The sequence below is a fragment of the Borrelia hermsii DAH genome (assembly GCF_023035675.1).
Taxonomy (GTDB): domain Bacteria; phylum Spirochaetota; class Spirochaetia; order Borreliales; family Borreliaceae; genus Borrelia; species Borrelia hermsii.
On the sequence record NZ_CP073137.1, the window covers coordinates 1 to 13,631 of the forward strand.

The following is a 13,631-nucleotide window of genomic DNA, read 5'->3' on the forward strand; positions in this document are numbered from 1 at the left end:
ATGAGAGGTACAAAAAAGCCTACCAAAAAACATCAATACAAATTAATCGTTTTAATATCAACATTAAACTACATGAACTTAAAGTTTAAAAAATACACTCAAAGCAACATACTTTATTACTTTAATGGAAATTTAAGACGCAATGGTCACAAAGAAACTACTCTTAAAACACTTCAAAAATATCTTTATAAATTAGAAAAAGAATTAGGTGTCACAATTAATTATTACAGACATTTGGGTGTTAACATGGGAACTGAAATTCACTATAACCTTAAGTATTCTAAAAAAGAATGTCATCGCATAATCAATAAACTCTTTAGAGAGAAAAAAGAAGAGAGGCACAAAGATCGTGTAAATGCTAGTCTTGAAAAAAGATGTAATAAAAAGGGGAGTGTAGAAAAAGGGGAGTGTATATATAATAATATATATAATAAAGATAAAGAAGAAAAGAAAGACATAAAAGAAATAGAAAAACTGCAAGTAAAAAAGTACGCTAAGAAATGCAATTTTAGATCAAATGCTTTCTTCTCTATTTTGAATTTAAAACTAGAAAAAGATGTTACAATTAAAGTGCTTAAGGTACTTAAAAGAACAGAAAACTTCATTGAAAAAACTAAACACAAGAAAAAAAGCAACATTAAGCCAAAAGAAAACAAGATTGCAAGTAAGCAAAAGGAATTAAGTAGAATACTGGATGAAACAAAAATTATCTTAAAAAATGAAGGCTATAATAGTAAACAGTTGGAAATCCAAATACAAAAGGTATATGAGCTATATAAAGATAAACCACACTTTATCATAGAGAACAATAAGTACAATGACTTAGAAAAGATAATAGGGAAGCTTAAAAAATCAGTTGAACGTGTTAAAGTAACCGTAAAAGAAGATGAGAAAGAAATTAGGAATAACGTATTTAGCATACTTCTTGAACAATTAAGACATAAAGTAGACACATCAGTTTTAATACCAATACTGAAAGAATATTTAAACAAACAGAACAAATTGGAGTATAACAAGGTATTTAGTAACCATTATTACTACGAGATTTTAGGATTAGTAGAAAATGGCGGGAATTATTTAAAATTAGGAGAACCCAAAAAAATTACGAGTTAAGGATTAGTTGTGGAGAGTGTATCAGAACGCCTCAAAACCAAAGAATTAGAGATTAAGAAAATAGAAAGAAAGCGTATCTTTGCTAAAGTAGAAGATAGAAATGGTAGAAAAATATACCACACAAAGATAATGAATGATTTATATGTATTTGGGGTTAATAAAAATCAAAAACATAAATTTTTCATTTCATTTAGAGGATTATTTCACAGAGGAAAAATCAATGAGTTTAATTTATTTTCTTTGAAAGAAAATGATAAATTCTTAGGGATTTTCTATGGGTATAGAAAACCAGTACAAAATATCATAACAAGATATGAAGAGAATGGGGTTATAAAGTCATATACCTTTTCAAGGGTTTATTACATAGAATTTAGATTTAAAAAGGGCAGTGTTTGTTGTTACATCAAAGGAATGTCTCGTTTGATTAAAAAAGAAAAATTAAAAACACAGTATAGTCAATTTTTACTTGAGCTAATAATAAATTTAGAGAGACAAGTATATGAATTTTACAATAAAAAATTACCAGACGGAGGGATAATTACTAAATGGATAGAAAAAAACCAGAAATAATCACTATAGCATCAATTAAAGGTGGTGTTGGTAAAAGCGTGCTAGCAATTATTTTTAGTCACATTTTGAAAGATTTTAATAAAAAAGTTTTATTGGTTGACTTGGATCCTCAAAACAGTTTAACTAGTTATTTCATCAAATACATAAAAAGTGTTGAAGGGCTTAATGTATATTACATGCTTAAAGAATATAGGAATTTTGATCTAAATAAATATTTAAATAAGATAAATAGTGAAATGTGCATTATACCTTCTCATCCAATTTTGTGCAAATTTGAACAAGAAGATGAAAGATATAAAGAACAATTATTGGAGCATTGCATAAGCAAGATTTTATCTAATAACAATTTTGATTATATAATGATTGATACACCTCCTAGTTTGAGTCCTTTACTATACAATGCTTTAAATGTTACAGATAAAGTTATAATACCTGTTCAACTTGAAAGGTGGTCTGTTGAAGCATTTCCTATGTTAATGGATGCAATAGAAGAAGTTAACATTTTTAAAAGTAAAAAAATAGATGTTTCAATAGTGGAGAATCAGTTTGTTAAAAATAGGAATACTTTCAAAGATATAGAAGAGTTGGTATTAAAGAATTATGGAATGTTGATTAAAGGTAAAATTCATAGTCTTAACAGTATTAAAGTTTTAATTAACGAGTTAAAAGAACCTGATATTCAAGCAATGTATTACAAAGAAGCTCAGGAAGCTTTAGAGAAAATAGTAAAAGTACGCTAGCGTACTTTTATGATATTTGAAAATAAAGGAGGAAACAATGTCTAGAAGTCAGAAAAAGGAGATTGTTCTTAATAACAGAAAAATTAGTGTTAATCAATTTGAAAGGAGTAATGATAAAGATGATGAAATGGAATATGAAAGTTATAAAAATCAAATAAGAAGAATTACTGTAAGTGATATAAACAATAAAATTGAATTAATGGAAATTTTATATAAAATAAGGATGAAAAAACTTTATCAACTTGATGGATACAAAAAATTTGAAGATTTTCTTGAAAAATTTATTATAGCAAGGAGTCAAGCATTCTTGTATTTACGGCTTTATAAAAGAGTATTATCGGGTGATTTAAAAATAGAGGAAATTAAGCAATTTGGATTTAGAGAGGCGTATAAAAGAATTAAGAAGTCTGATATAGATAAAAATATTTCAAAAGAAAATCCAATAAAGCCATTAAGATTTCAGCTTAAGAGCCAGGAGAGTTATGATTTTTATAAGAAAAATGCCAAGTTTACTAGTTACTTTTTAGATAGGGTTTTTAAGGACAAAAAAGATTTACTCGAAAAGTTTATGAAAGAATTTGAAAGTTTAAAAAGCTAAATGTAAGGAATTATTTATGAATAATTTAGCATATAAGACATATAGAAGATAAGATTTAAGAATGGGGTTCTTAGATAAGGGGTTTACTGAAACGCCAATAGATTTCATTTTACTTCATAATGACAATTATACTTTTAAAGTTTTAAGAGAAAAGATGAACTCATTAAAACAATGAATCATTTTTAGAAAAAATTTCTTTAAAGAAATAGAAAGTAACAATACGATGATTCAAGAAGAAATGAAAAGAGATAATGCAGTACTATTAGAAAAGCTTAGTGTAGGAAATAGAATTCTCACTGTTATTACAGCAATAGAAATATCGATAATTATAGCTATTATAATGTCATTCATAAGTAAGTTCTTTATAGGATAAAAAAGTTACTTATGAATGAGGATTGATTTTATTTGAAATTTGTTGTATTTTATTAGTATTAGTAGTGCTATTTGTTTAGGACTCCTAATGTTATTGTGTTCGATTCACAAAGGCTTTAGGTCTTGATTAAACATTCTTTTTAAGAGTTTTTAATTAAGGCCTAAATTTTTATCTTCAAGTTTAATGATTTGATATATTATTTTTTGTAAAGTTTTTTATTAAAAACATTTTGTTAAAAAGTTGACAAAAACTGGTATTTGATATATTATTTTGTTTATAAAACACAATAGATTATAGGAGTTAAATATGAGTAATGCAAAGAATATAACAAAACCTGAGATATCAAATACGATTAATACAATAACAGAAAAAATGAATTCAAGTAATATTTATGAGGTATGGGAAGCATATAAGAGTATGCATGGACTTAAAAGGATGGATACTCAATCAGAGAGAGAAATCTTAACTTTACTACAAGTAAATAATCTAAATCCATTCAAGAAGGAAGCATACATAATCCCATTTAATGGGAGATATGCAGTTGTGGTAGCATATCAAACATTACTTATAAGGGCATATGAGGCAGGGTATAGTAAATATAGCCTTGAATTTAAAGAAGAGATGGTTAAGACAATTAAAATTGATTCTAAAGGTAATAAAATGGTACAAGAAGATTGGCAATGTACAGCTTACTTCAAATCAGAGCATGGTAATATTTATAGTTTTTCTGTTTTATTTAATGAGTATTACAAAAACTCACCTATTTGGAGAGAGAAACCAGTATTTATGTTAAGGAAATGTGCAGTTAGTTGTCTATGCAGAACTTTGCCAGGCGCGGGGCTTGAGAGTATGCCCTATATAAGAGAAGAGTTAGGAGATACAGATGATCTTTATGAAGCTCATAAGGCACAACAAATAGGGCATACTGAAACTGAAAAAATAGTGACTAAAGAGATGCGCCCTGTTGATTATGAGTCTGTTACCAAAAGTGATAATAAGCATGTACCATCCAATCTATCAATTGAGAGTGAGGAAGATAATGATGCAAATACCTTAGGAACTAGACAAGACACAACACAGGAACAATCTAAGGGTGTAGAAACCCCACCTGTAGATGTGAATAGAGTTGTGAAATCTAATAATACTAATACAGTAGGAGTAAATAAAGATAATAAAGCTAATTCAATTAAGTTTAGTTGCTATAAAAGTCTTCTTATAGCAGCACGTGGTATGCATAAGCATTTGGTTGATAAACCATTTAAGAGTATATCGCAGATAAATGCATATTTAAGTGCTATAAAGAAGGGGGATGATTCTTCCTTTTTAGAGTATTTTAATATGAATAAAGCTTTAAGGAGTGTTAACTATTGGATAGAACTCATTAGAGAATATATATTTAAGAATAATCATCTTATGAGGAAGTTAGATCAATTTGAGGCATTTATAGCGCTTATGCAGCCTAAATATGAGGATAGTCCACTCAGATTATTTGGATTCTTGTCAAGAGAAGAAGAATTAAGATATTTATTTGATACATAGATGATAATTTAAAGCAAATAAGCCCCATTAGGGGCTTTAAATAATATTAATTTTGTAATTTTGAATATTTTTTGTAAACCGCTTCAGCAATAGGTTTAGTTATCTTGATGTATGCTTTGAAAATGTTGATATTAAACATTAAATCCTGGATTGTCTGTTCAGACTTGAGTGTAGAAGAATCAAAATAAGTAAACTTAGGATACTTTGGATCATTAACTTTCTTTTTTGTACGTGTTAAGAATACTTGCAAGTACATAACATAATCAGCTAGCTTAGCTTCATAAGTACTTAATTCTGTGAGGGTTTGGGTTTTAGGAAATGTTGGTTCTTCCGTTAGAGAAGCAATAGATGTACATGAGAAGATAAGCGTTAAGAAAGTTAAATTTACTAGTTTTTTCAAATTAGGCCTCCTTTAACATTTTGATGTAAGTACTCATGAGCTTATTACGTTTAGCTCTAAGTTGAGAAATGTATTTTGAATAATCATCATAATCCCCAGCAGTTTCTATTATCTCGATGTTGAGCCTTAGTATTTCTTCAATTTCAGAGAGTAGTTTGATAGCTTCCTTTTGTTCCATTTGATATACACTTGCCTCATATAGTGAGTAAAAATAATTAACCACTTTGGTGAAAATATTAATGTAGGTTACGGTGTTTTTACCTTGGTGGTTATTTTTTATAATTTCTGTAAATTTGTTTAGGATATCAACACTTAATTTAGCAGTACTTAATTTCATTTGACCTCCTTTTCAATTGATGAGATTTCTAATGGTAATTGCATATTATCTGGATTGCTATTAACCTTTTCTATAAATTTTTTGATTTTAGTTTGGATAGGTTCAAGTGTTTCTCTTATTTGCGGAGTTAAGGCATTCTCTAACCTTTCCATATTTTGTGTATAGATAATCTGATATTCTGTGTAAATGTCATTTAGTAGCATGAATGTTTTATGAGCATTTTCATTAAACGACCCATCTTCAAAATTAGATAGGGCATCAAATAATGTTACAATTGCATTTAAAGCAGTATCTAAAGAATTACGATCAAGTATCATAAATCCTCCTTTTCTTTGTCTCTGTCATGTATTTTTATCTTACTTAATAAGATACTTAGCATATCTTTGATTACTGGTTTGAAAATCAAACCCAAACTTAATATAAAAATACTAATAATGATTAACTTCACTTCATTGATGTTAATTAGTTGAAGTAAAAAATCTAATATGTTATTAATACTTAATTCATTCAACTTTATCACCTCGTGTTTATAATTGGTAAGCTACAACTATATAGCAAAGAATAGCAAAAACTATATAAAGTTATAACTTTACTAAAACCGGAACACGATTACCATTTATATATCCACGTTTTTGAATGTACCATCCTCTAAGTACTGGACATAAAATATCTACATAAGCATTCATAGCACCGTAATAATATGCTATTGACTTTTGTGAGCTATCAGTGTATTTAAGTGCTACTTTTTTTGCATATTTAGTACCAGACGCATTGATTGTGAGATCAACAGTAATGTCTAAATAAATAGGGTTATCATCATCAGATGTATAAAATAAGAGTTCAACTTCTTGATTTGAATATTCTGATGTCATGTCTAATACGTAAGCTTGATTCTTAAAATAAGATGGGTAAATATATGAACTTGTAGTTTTGCTTTTTGTTGTAGTAAACCCAGAAGGAATTCCTGTTAAATATTCAGGTACTGGGGATTTTTGTAGCGTACTATAATTCATAATTACAAACTTATCATTTTTAGTTAATGTAGTTGATGATATATTTCCTATAATTCTGTCTCTTACTTTATCAGAAATATTATAAACACCGTTATTGGCATTGTTGAGTAATTTTTCAAGCACTTTATTATAAGCTTGATTTATAAAGTTTTCATTTGCTAATAGTTCAGTAGCAATTGTATCTTTAATGACTTCTTTGAAATACTCAAGTCCTTCATTTTTGAAGATTTTGTCTTTAGTTTTTTTAAGAAAATTTTCATATGTAATTGCATTGCAATTAGAACTTCCATCATCAAGTAGCATTAAATCAGTTTTTTGAATATCACCAACTCTGTTTAGGTTGTTGATTTGGATAAATTCTTCTTCATCAATTAAGAGTTTCTCTTCACTTGACATTAATGTTCTCCTTAATTAAAAGTAATAATTTCTATGTTTTCATTATTTGTAATTTTTAAGACACGTCCTATAGGAATGAGATTTTTTATAAATGCATAAATTGAGTGTGAATATCCTTTAGGAAGGAAATTGAATGTTAAAAATTTATATGCCGTTTTAAATCCTTTTTTTGTTTGATGTAATCGAATACGTTTTGGTTTATGCCCTTTAACGGTGCTAGGAGAGATAAAGGAAATAAAGTTAGTTTTTATCCTGTTTAATAATTTTATGTTAATTACACCAGCTTGTGGGGTAGTAACTTCAATATCGACATTTAAGAAGGCCTTAAAAAGTCTTATAAATGATTCATCAGTGCCAATATGACGTAAAGCAAAAAGTACACTATCAATGTTTGCTACAAGTGATTCGAGTGGTTGGCTTTCAGAGTAAAAGATTCTAAATAGATTGGATAACCAAATGGCAATAAAACGTGATGAGCAGTGGCGTGTAGCAGTAATGCTTGTGAAATTAGAATTTAGACTTTTTAGTTCTAGGTACATTGTATTTGCATACTCTAATTCATTTTGTATGAACTTTTCAACCCCAGTATCTTGAAGATGGATGGGTATTTGCATTTTTAATAGCTCCTTTAAGTTGTAATGTCAATGATTAATCTGTCAGTAAGATTGAAGATAAGTATTTCCTCAGGCTTAACTTCAATATTAGTATTTTCCTTAAATTCTGAATCAGTAATGCTTGCAATTTTAGTGTCATCTGTGTCTTTAATGCAAGCATATATTTTCATACTCTTAATTCCCTTAATCTCATTAACAGGAGCTATAAAATCTTGATATTCAAAGCTGATACCCATATCAGGATAGTTATTAGTTACAATACGTTTGTATATATCTCTTATTTGCATGTCTATGTTAAGATATATGTGATTCTTAAGATCAAGTTGATATTTTACTTTAAGGTATACGTATTTTTTCTTTCCTAAAGATATTTTATAGCTTTTGAGTTGATTATGAGTGTTAAGGCCATCAATTGTGATACTACCATTAAAGAGTGTACCTACAGGCATAGTTGAATAAAGCACTTTCCAAAGTTTGGCTTTAAATGTAGAATCAGTGATATCAGTTTTACTAGAATTTAGTAAAGAGTCATTTAATATAAGATAAATATCAGCTGTTCCGGCTTTAGAATCAATATTGACGTACTCTATTTCTTTAAGTTTAAGCAATGATGAACGAACCGCATCAAAGGTAGTACTCTTAACACTTATGTGCTCTTCGATTGCCTTAAAGTATTCGCCACCGGGACTTACTTTAGAGAAAAATGAATTAAGTTCATCAATGATTTGTTCTTCAATTGTTGCAAGTGAGGTTGCAATAATATTATAAATGGAGGATGGGTCATTATTAATGACAATCCCATGCATATCTCGTAAGTATGCTCGTTTGGCATTAACTATTTGTTGGATATTCTGTTTTAGAATACCAAAATCAGGATCAAAAAGAATGCTCATATTCTAATCTCCATATTTAAAGTGTCGTTTGCAAATTCAAATATAATGTTTAATGTGTTATTTTTAGTAATTGTTTCAATGTTGACAACATCAATTTTGAGGTCTTGTATAATGCTTGAAAAGTAAGTTTTAATTTGTGTTAAAGAGCTTGTCTTAGCAAACCTTGTAAAGAAATTATAATCAAATCCCCAATTAGGAGCATTCTTAAGACTACCCTTTGGAGTTCTTAAAAATATAAATAAACGTTGCTTTTGTTCATTTATTCCACTAGTTAATGCTAAGTCTTTTTTAAAAACCAAATTAAATTGATTGTCAATCTGTAAATCCAATCTTTAACCTTTTAATGATTCTAATTTAACCTTTAACCGGTAGTAAATATAGCACTATTTTGGCAAAAACCTATTTTAGTAACATATTTATTTTAGTTGTAATTTTTACAAGATTGCTGTAAAAGCTAGGTTCAACACTAGCATTTCCAATGACCCGTAAATTTTGTAGACAAGAAACAATTTCTTCTAATACTGCCCTTAAGCTTGTATTGTTAGCTTTAATGTCTATGGGGTTTTGTATGTCAATTGCAAAGTCATTAACTTTGATAGTAGCATTTTGCATGTTAATTGGCCTTAGAATATAAAAATAGTTTTTGTCAAAATAATGATTATCATCCTCATTAAAAAGGTTAATACTACTTTGAAGTAAGATTACCCCGTCATTTTCTTTAAGATTAAAATGCATGTTTGATATATTGCGTGTCTTAATTTCTAAGTCTGTGTGTCCAGAGAGCAAAACAACACCTTCTTGTGTAGAGGCGTTAAAAGATTTGATTATTCCTATTTTAGAGATAAAAATGTTTCTATAAGTCCATAGTTTTATTTCTTCTTGTGTTAACGGGGAGCCTTTCATTTGGCTATTCATTCTGTATATTTCATAATTCAAGTTCATTTATTTAGCTGTCCCATTTATTTCTAAGTAATTAGAGTCATCATAAAGCTTAAGGATAAGTGAGCATTCACCAGTATTGCTTAAGATAGCATTAGACTCTATAATACTGCTCTTAACTTCTTTTCCAAGCGAGTCAATGAATTTTACCCTGTCACCAACTTTCAGTTTGTGTGTGTACATAACTTTGGCATTCCAATATATAAATCTTATACTTAAAGTACTGCCAATAGTAATCTCTTGTTGAGGAATAAACTCAAGACCAAAATCTTCAAGAGGTAGATAATTTGTATTTTGCTCTGCAGGTGTGGCGTTAGTAAAAATGTAATTACACTCAACATGAGTGTTCCCGAGAGCCGATTCTTTAATAAGTTGTGTATGCTCCTTAGGTACAATATCTGTTCTAACACTTTGAACATACTTTTTAGTTATCTTTTCAAGAAACTCAAGAGGAGTATTTGCACAAAAACTTTCTGTTATAATTTTTGTTCTCTCAGCATAGCTCATATTGATAATGCATTTACCAGGAAAAGCTGATTTAATTGCATTCTCTACACTCATTCCCTGGAATTGATTTATTTTAAGCTTGCGATTGAAATAATTACTTTTTGTTGCCAAATGAATTTCAAGGTCAACACTAAAATCTCCATTGGGATAATCAGTACTCATAGGAACACCCAAATAACCTGCCATAATAAAGTCATAATCTTTAGAGTCTGCGAACTTTTTATAAGATATTTTTACAATATCTCCTTCATTTACATTATCAGTAAAGTCTATAGGTAGGTTCCAAAGGGTTAGCTTGCTTTTCTTTGCACACACATAATTGTTACTTGAGTACATATCAGATATTGATATGTCAATGTGTATTCCATCTTCAGTTTTAATTATAATTTTAGGCTTTTCTTCTGATGTGATATTCTTAGTGCTAGTTTTACTTGGATTATAAAATTCGATTTTGAAGTCGTATTTGATAAGTCTACATTCCATGAAGTTATCCTTTATATATTGAAAATGTTTTAAGAACTTCTAAGGTAAGACTAATTTCAACCTCATCAAGGTATACTGTGTCCTTAAGGGTAAGAGAGGTAATTGCAACAATACCCCTAAATCCTAAAGTTGGACTGTAGAAACTAAATGGTACACTCTCTTCAACTCTATTAATAAGTTGTTGTTTTGCCAGATTACTGGTATGAGGAAAGATTAACTTTCCAAAAGCCGTATTAGCCGAGAATTTAAGCAGTTCCTTATAAGCACTAGTTAATACAGCATTATTTAATGTGATAACTTCACCAGTGAAAGTTGGATTGTAACTTACATATTCAGATTTACGTGTGTAGTAGTCAATTACAGGACGCTTTGAACATGTTGTGGTGTAAGTTGTGCTAATTAGTTCAGTTTTGGGTAAGATGAAAAATCCTTGTGGAACGTATCCCAGTCCCTTAAAGTCCATCCTTGGACATAAACTTAAGAAGTTATATGCCATAAACACACTAGAAATTTCATTGAATGTTTCTTTAAGGATACTTGTTACTTGTGATGGAGTAAGCTTTAAGAAGTCTAGTGTTGCCTTTACTGGTGCTGTGTCTTTATATTTATGAATGAAGTCTGTTGTAAGCTGTGGTATCATATTTAAATGCTCCTTAAGGTGTTCTTATGCTTGCGTCTGTTTCTAATTTTGATTCAGTATCAGTACTTAAGAGTGGTGAATGGCTTTTATCTGTTGTAGGTTTTGAACCAAATAACCATTTGTATGCCCAATTAGGCAGTGTTAATTTTAGAATTTGATTTCCAAGCTTTATAAGCCATTCGTTAATGTCACCGAAAAAACTTTTAATTCCGTCTATTATGGGCTCAACAATATGTGTTTTGACGGTAAAACCTGTTAACCATTTAGCTATGGTTTCTATTTTTTCCAACATGGGTTGGAATACACTAGCTGAAAGTTTTCCAAATGAATCTTGAGCTTTATCCAGACTATCCTTAATTTTTTCAGCTTCACTAGCATAAGTAGGAAACTCAAGAGAGTTCCAGTCCTTAATAATTTCTTTTAATTTGTCTGTTCTGTAATCAAAGGTATAACCAGTTGCTACTCTGTCATATTCCATTTCGGCTCGTTCATTATATTTATCAGTAAATTTATTAAATGAACTCATAATGTTATAAAGAGAACCGCTTTTGCCTTGCAAGAATTCTGCTACTGCAGTAATAGCAGAATTCTTATCACCAACAACCCCGGTAGATTTAAGCTTTGCAGCAAATGCTACAGCCTGCTTAAGATTATCGTCATTGTTTTGACCTAAGTGTTGTAATACTTTTCTAAGAGTCCCAGCAGAGTTGAGAAAATCTTCTCTTTCAATGCTGTTCCCAAAACCAGGTATGCCTTGAAGCATGCTATCAAGTTTGCTCTTTTCATTTGTTTTAAATACTCTTGAAGTAATTAAGTCAAGCTTTTGAAATCTAGCATCATTAAGTATAGATTTTTTTGCAAAATTCAAGATATCACCAATACCACTTTGAAAGGTATGACCCACTATATGTCCAAGAGCAGTTCCAGTAGCAATTTTCAAAATGCTACCGCCTTTAAGAATACTTTTTTGGATAGCTTTGTGAAGTATTGTTTCCTTATGCTTGCCACTTTTCATTTCTTCATATTCTAATCGTCTTCGGTCTTTACTTGACATAAGTGAACGCTTGAATGCTTTTTTTCTAGCTTCTTCAAATTTGTATCCTAGCTTAACAAGTTTTTTAGTTTCAGTAAATCTAAACTTTTCTACCCTTTCTCGTAATTTCTCATATTTGGTTTGTTTGGCTAGTTCACGTTTCTTCTCAGATAAGTTATGTTTTAAGATATCTTTAGTGCTCTTTAGAGAAGATTTTTTAGGTTTAATTAAATGTTCTAGTTTAGAAATGTCTTTTTCTAATGATTTGCGAGTTGATGCATGATCTAGCACTCCTGTAAATTTAATTGTAAATTTTGGAGTATTCATAACATTCCCTTAGAGAGAGTCATTTCAAATATTTGCTTTTCAAGTTTCAGATTCGATATTTTGTAAACCTCATTTAGTTCTTCGTAGTTCAATGTTTTGACTTCATTTAAAGTGCAAATACCCATGATAACAGGAAAGAAATATTTGTTTTGTTTTATCTCTTCAAGTAACTTAAAATATTCAAGTTTGGTTTCATTAAAGATTTTACTTCCATTATGGATTTTCATCCTGTATCCCCATTGATGTTTGTTGTGACTTGATATTTTGTATTATCTGTTCATAATTCCAACTATCATTAATGTAATCAAATTGTACAAATCCATCAGCATTATTTAGATAATGGCTTAAGTAAACTAAAGTTGGTTTCTTAAAGTCAGGATCTGATTTGAATACATCAAACTGAATTGAGTAAAGTATGTACTTAAGATAATCTTTGTAGTAAGTAATGTACTCTCTATTTTCATTTAAAATAAAGTAAAATTCATCTAAAAAGCCAGGTTTAATCATAAGGTCTGTTATTGCTCTTAAGTATTCAAGATTATTAAGTTTTTTGATGCCTTCATTTTGTGAAAATCCTAATATAGAGTCCCATTCGTAAACGGGCAGTACTCTTACTTCAAATGTAAAAGTCTTATCTTTAGTTAATATATTCATTTTGTAACGCGTAATCATAAAATCCTCCTTAAGCGTTCAAAATTAGGTGTTTACTGTGCAGTTAACCGCTCTGATTTCAAATGTAACCTTTTCAGCTTCAGCAGAATAACTTCTTGAAGGTTCTTCTGCAAAAAATGCATATTGAGATACAATTTTGATGTCTTCTAAGTCATTGAATACTAAATCTAACATCTTTGCAGTTTTACTTTGATGAGTATTATAAAATTGGTCTTTTGAAAGCTTTGTTAGCAATTTGTACTCATAAGATCCAATTGTAACTTCAATATTGAATATGAAAGTAATGGTTCTAGGATCCCTGAAGCTAACTACGGGGAAACCCCTATCTTCACTGCTAGCTACCGCTCTTGTTGTAGGTTCACTTGTAAGTTCTAACTTACCACCTTGAACTTCATTCCCACCAATTGAAAAAAATATGTTCCTTAAATCATAGTATTGTTCCAT

General features: G+C 29.4%; 21 protein-coding genes. 6 read left to right on the plus strand and 15 right to left on the minus strand.

What is annotated here, in order from left to right:
• The 6 genes from bhDAH_RS04355 to bhDAH_RS04380 all read left to right on the plus strand — a co-directional run bounded on the left by bhDAH_RS04355 (position 1) and on the right by bhDAH_RS04380 (position 4,933).
• Positions 1-1,113 (plus strand): plasmid maintenance protein, encoded by a 1,113-nt coding sequence (locus bhDAH_RS04355; protein ID WP_247098870.1) that lies wholly within the window; start codon positions 1-3, stop codon positions 1,111-1,113.
• Positions 1,114-1,122: 9 nt separating this feature from the next.
• A complete protein-coding gene (locus bhDAH_RS04360; RefSeq protein WP_062706383.1) occupies positions 1,123-1,683 on the plus strand; it encodes a DUF226 domain-containing protein in 561 nt (186 codons plus the stop codon).
• A complete protein-coding gene (locus bhDAH_RS04365; RefSeq protein WP_025400167.1) occupies positions 1,659-2,423 on the plus strand; it encodes a ParA family protein in 765 nt (254 codons plus the stop codon). The genes bhDAH_RS04360 and bhDAH_RS04365 overlap by 25 nt, the downstream gene beginning before the upstream one ends.
• Positions 2,424-2,460: 37 nt before the next feature.
• Positions 2,461-3,021: a chromosome replication/partitioning protein gene (locus bhDAH_RS04370; RefSeq protein ID WP_062706380.1), complete on the plus strand. Its 561-nt coding sequence runs from the start codon at positions 2,461-2,463 to the stop codon at positions 3,019-3,021.
• 61 nt (positions 3,022-3,082) lie between these two features.
• The gene (gene bdr, locus bhDAH_RS04375; RefSeq protein ID WP_241763824.1) at positions 3,083-3,196 is read left to right on the plus strand and encodes a Bdr family repetitive protein; all 114 of its coding nucleotides are present in this window, start codon (positions 3,083-3,085) and stop codon (positions 3,194-3,196) included.
• A 504-nt stretch (positions 3,197-3,700) separates the two neighbouring features.
• Positions 3,701-4,933 (plus strand): recombinase RecT, encoded by a 1,233-nt coding sequence (locus bhDAH_RS04380; protein WP_247098871.1) that lies wholly within the window; start codon positions 3,701-3,703, stop codon positions 4,931-4,933.
• Between the two features lie 46 nt (positions 4,934-4,979).
• Here bhDAH_RS04380 and bhDAH_RS04385 read toward each other — a convergent pair whose 3' ends face one another.
• The 15 genes from bhDAH_RS04385 to bhDAH_RS04455 form a co-directional block, all read right to left on the minus strand.
• Positions 4,980-5,333, minus strand: coding sequence for a BBA14 family lipoprotein (locus bhDAH_RS04385; RefSeq protein ID WP_032489800.1), 354 nt, complete (start codon positions 5,331-5,333; stop codon positions 4,980-4,982).
• A 1-nt stretch (position 5,334) separates the two neighbouring features.
• Positions 5,335-5,670 (minus strand): BlyB family putative holin accessory protein, encoded by a 336-nt coding sequence (locus bhDAH_RS04390; protein WP_025407106.1) that lies wholly within the window; start codon positions 5,668-5,670, stop codon positions 5,335-5,337.
• Positions 5,667-5,987 (minus strand): BlyB family putative holin accessory protein, encoded by a 321-nt coding sequence (locus bhDAH_RS04395; protein WP_247098872.1) that lies wholly within the window; start codon positions 5,985-5,987, stop codon positions 5,667-5,669. The genes bhDAH_RS04390 and bhDAH_RS04395 overlap by 4 nt, the downstream gene beginning before the upstream one ends.
• Positions 5,984-6,181, minus strand: coding sequence for a BlyA family holin (locus bhDAH_RS04400; protein WP_025434156.1), 198 nt, complete (start codon positions 6,179-6,181; stop codon positions 5,984-5,986). The genes bhDAH_RS04395 and bhDAH_RS04400 overlap by 4 nt, the downstream gene beginning before the upstream one ends.
• Before the next feature lie 70 nt (positions 6,182-6,251).
• Positions 6,252-7,079: a DUF685 domain-containing protein gene (locus tag bhDAH_RS04405; RefSeq protein ID WP_247098873.1), complete on the minus strand. Its 828-nt coding sequence runs from the start codon at positions 7,077-7,079 to the stop codon at positions 6,252-6,254.
• An 11-nt stretch (positions 7,080-7,090) separates the two neighbouring features.
• On the minus strand, positions 7,091-7,693 hold the full coding sequence (locus tag bhDAH_RS04410; RefSeq protein ID WP_025434158.1) for a DUF735 family protein: 603 nt from the start codon (positions 7,691-7,693) through the stop codon (positions 7,091-7,093).
• A 14-nt stretch (positions 7,694-7,707) separates the two neighbouring features.
• Positions 7,708-8,586, minus strand: coding sequence for a DUF276 domain-containing protein (locus bhDAH_RS04415; protein ID WP_062706261.1), 879 nt, complete (start codon positions 8,584-8,586; stop codon positions 7,708-7,710).
• A complete protein-coding gene (locus bhDAH_RS04420) occupies positions 8,583-8,915 on the minus strand; it encodes a contractile injection system sheath initiator (protein WP_062706264.1) in 333 nt (110 codons plus the stop codon). Before bhDAH_RS04420 ends, bhDAH_RS04415 begins: the two co-directional genes overlap by 4 nt.
• A gap of 70 nt (positions 8,916-8,985) precedes the next feature.
• A complete protein-coding gene (locus bhDAH_RS04425) occupies positions 8,986-9,528 on the minus strand; it encodes a DUF777 family protein (RefSeq protein ID WP_062706266.1) in 543 nt (180 codons plus the stop codon).
• Positions 9,529-10,515: a DUF693 family protein gene (locus bhDAH_RS04430; protein ID WP_062706268.1), complete on the minus strand. Its 987-nt coding sequence runs from the start codon at positions 10,513-10,515 to the stop codon at positions 9,529-9,531.
• Positions 10,516-10,519: 4 nt separating this feature from the next.
• Positions 10,520-11,155, minus strand: a complete 636-nt coding sequence (locus tag bhDAH_RS04435) for a DUF792 family protein (RefSeq protein WP_062706271.1) — start codon at positions 11,153-11,155, stop codon at positions 10,520-10,522.
• A 13-nt stretch (positions 11,156-11,168) separates the two neighbouring features.
• Positions 11,169-12,515 (minus strand): DUF759 family protein, encoded by a 1,347-nt coding sequence (locus tag bhDAH_RS04440; protein ID WP_064536628.1) that lies wholly within the window; start codon positions 12,513-12,515, stop codon positions 11,169-11,171.
• Entirely contained in the window at positions 12,512-12,742 is a 231-nt protein-coding gene (locus bhDAH_RS04445; protein WP_025400198.1) for a DUF1322 family protein, read from the minus strand. Before bhDAH_RS04445 ends, bhDAH_RS04440 begins: the two co-directional genes overlap by 4 nt.
• A complete protein-coding gene (locus bhDAH_RS04450) occupies positions 12,729-13,187 on the minus strand; it encodes a DUF1473 family protein (protein ID WP_025400199.1) in 459 nt (152 codons plus the stop codon). The genes bhDAH_RS04445 and bhDAH_RS04450 overlap by 14 nt, the downstream gene beginning before the upstream one ends.
• Before the next feature lie 24 nt (positions 13,188-13,211).
• On the minus strand, positions 13,212-13,631 hold the full coding sequence (locus tag bhDAH_RS04455) for a DUF1463 family protein (protein WP_062706278.1): 420 nt from the start codon (positions 13,629-13,631) through the stop codon (positions 13,212-13,214).

Excerpts from the sequence above, each read along its gene's own strand:
- bhDAH_RS04355 (WP_247098870.1), top strand. The coding sequence starts at position 1 with ATGAGAGGTACAAAAAAGCCTACCAAAAAACATCAATACAAATTAATC.
- bhDAH_RS04365 (WP_025400167.1), top strand. The coding sequence starts at position 1,659 with ATGGATAGAAAAAAACCAGAAATAATCACTATAGCATCAATTAAAGGT.
- bhDAH_RS04370 (WP_062706380.1), top strand. The coding sequence starts at position 2,461 with ATGTCTAGAAGTCAGAAAAAGGAGATTGTTCTTAATAACAGAAAAATT.
- bdr (WP_241763824.1), top strand. The coding sequence starts at position 3,083 with ATGGGGTTCTTAGATAAGGGGTTTACTGAAACGCCAATAGATTTCATT.
- bhDAH_RS04380 (WP_247098871.1), top strand. The coding sequence starts at position 3,701 with ATGAGTAATGCAAAGAATATAACAAAACCTGAGATATCAAATACGATT.
- bhDAH_RS04390 (WP_025407106.1), bottom strand. The coding sequence starts at position 5,670 with ATGAAATTAAGTACTGCTAAATTAAGTGTTGATATCCTAAACAAATTT.
- bhDAH_RS04395 (WP_247098872.1), bottom strand. The coding sequence starts at position 5,987 with ATGATACTTGATCGTAATTCTTTAGATACTGCTTTAAATGCAATTGTA.
- bhDAH_RS04405 (WP_247098873.1), bottom strand. The coding sequence starts at position 7,079 with ATGTCAAGTGAAGAGAAACTCTTAATTGATGAAGAAGAATTTATCCAA.
- bhDAH_RS04410 (WP_025434158.1), bottom strand. The coding sequence starts at position 7,693 with ATGCAAATACCCATCCATCTTCAAGATACTGGGGTTGAAAAGTTCATA.
- bhDAH_RS04415 (WP_062706261.1), bottom strand. The coding sequence starts at position 8,586 with ATGAGCATTCTTTTTGATCCTGATTTTGGTATTCTAAAACAGAATATC.
- bhDAH_RS04425 (WP_062706266.1), bottom strand. The coding sequence starts at position 9,528 with ATGAACTTGAATTATGAAATATACAGAATGAATAGCCAAATGAAAGGC.
- bhDAH_RS04430 (WP_062706268.1), bottom strand. The coding sequence starts at position 10,515 with ATGGAATGTAGACTTATCAAATACGACTTCAAAATCGAATTTTATAAT.
- bhDAH_RS04435 (WP_062706271.1), bottom strand. The coding sequence starts at position 11,155 with ATGATACCACAGCTTACAACAGACTTCATTCATAAATATAAAGACACA.
- bhDAH_RS04440 (WP_064536628.1), bottom strand. The coding sequence starts at position 12,515 with ATGAATACTCCAAAATTTACAATTAAATTTACAGGAGTGCTAGATCAT.
- bhDAH_RS04445 (WP_025400198.1), bottom strand. The coding sequence starts at position 12,742 with ATGAAAATCCATAATGGAAGTAAAATCTTTAATGAAACCAAACTTGAA.
- bhDAH_RS04450 (WP_025400199.1), bottom strand. The coding sequence starts at position 13,187 with ATGATTACGCGTTACAAAATGAATATATTAACTAAAGATAAGACTTTT.
- bhDAH_RS04455 (WP_062706278.1), bottom strand. The coding sequence starts at position 13,631 with ATGGAACAATACTATGATTTAAGGAACATATTTTTTTCAATTGGTGGG.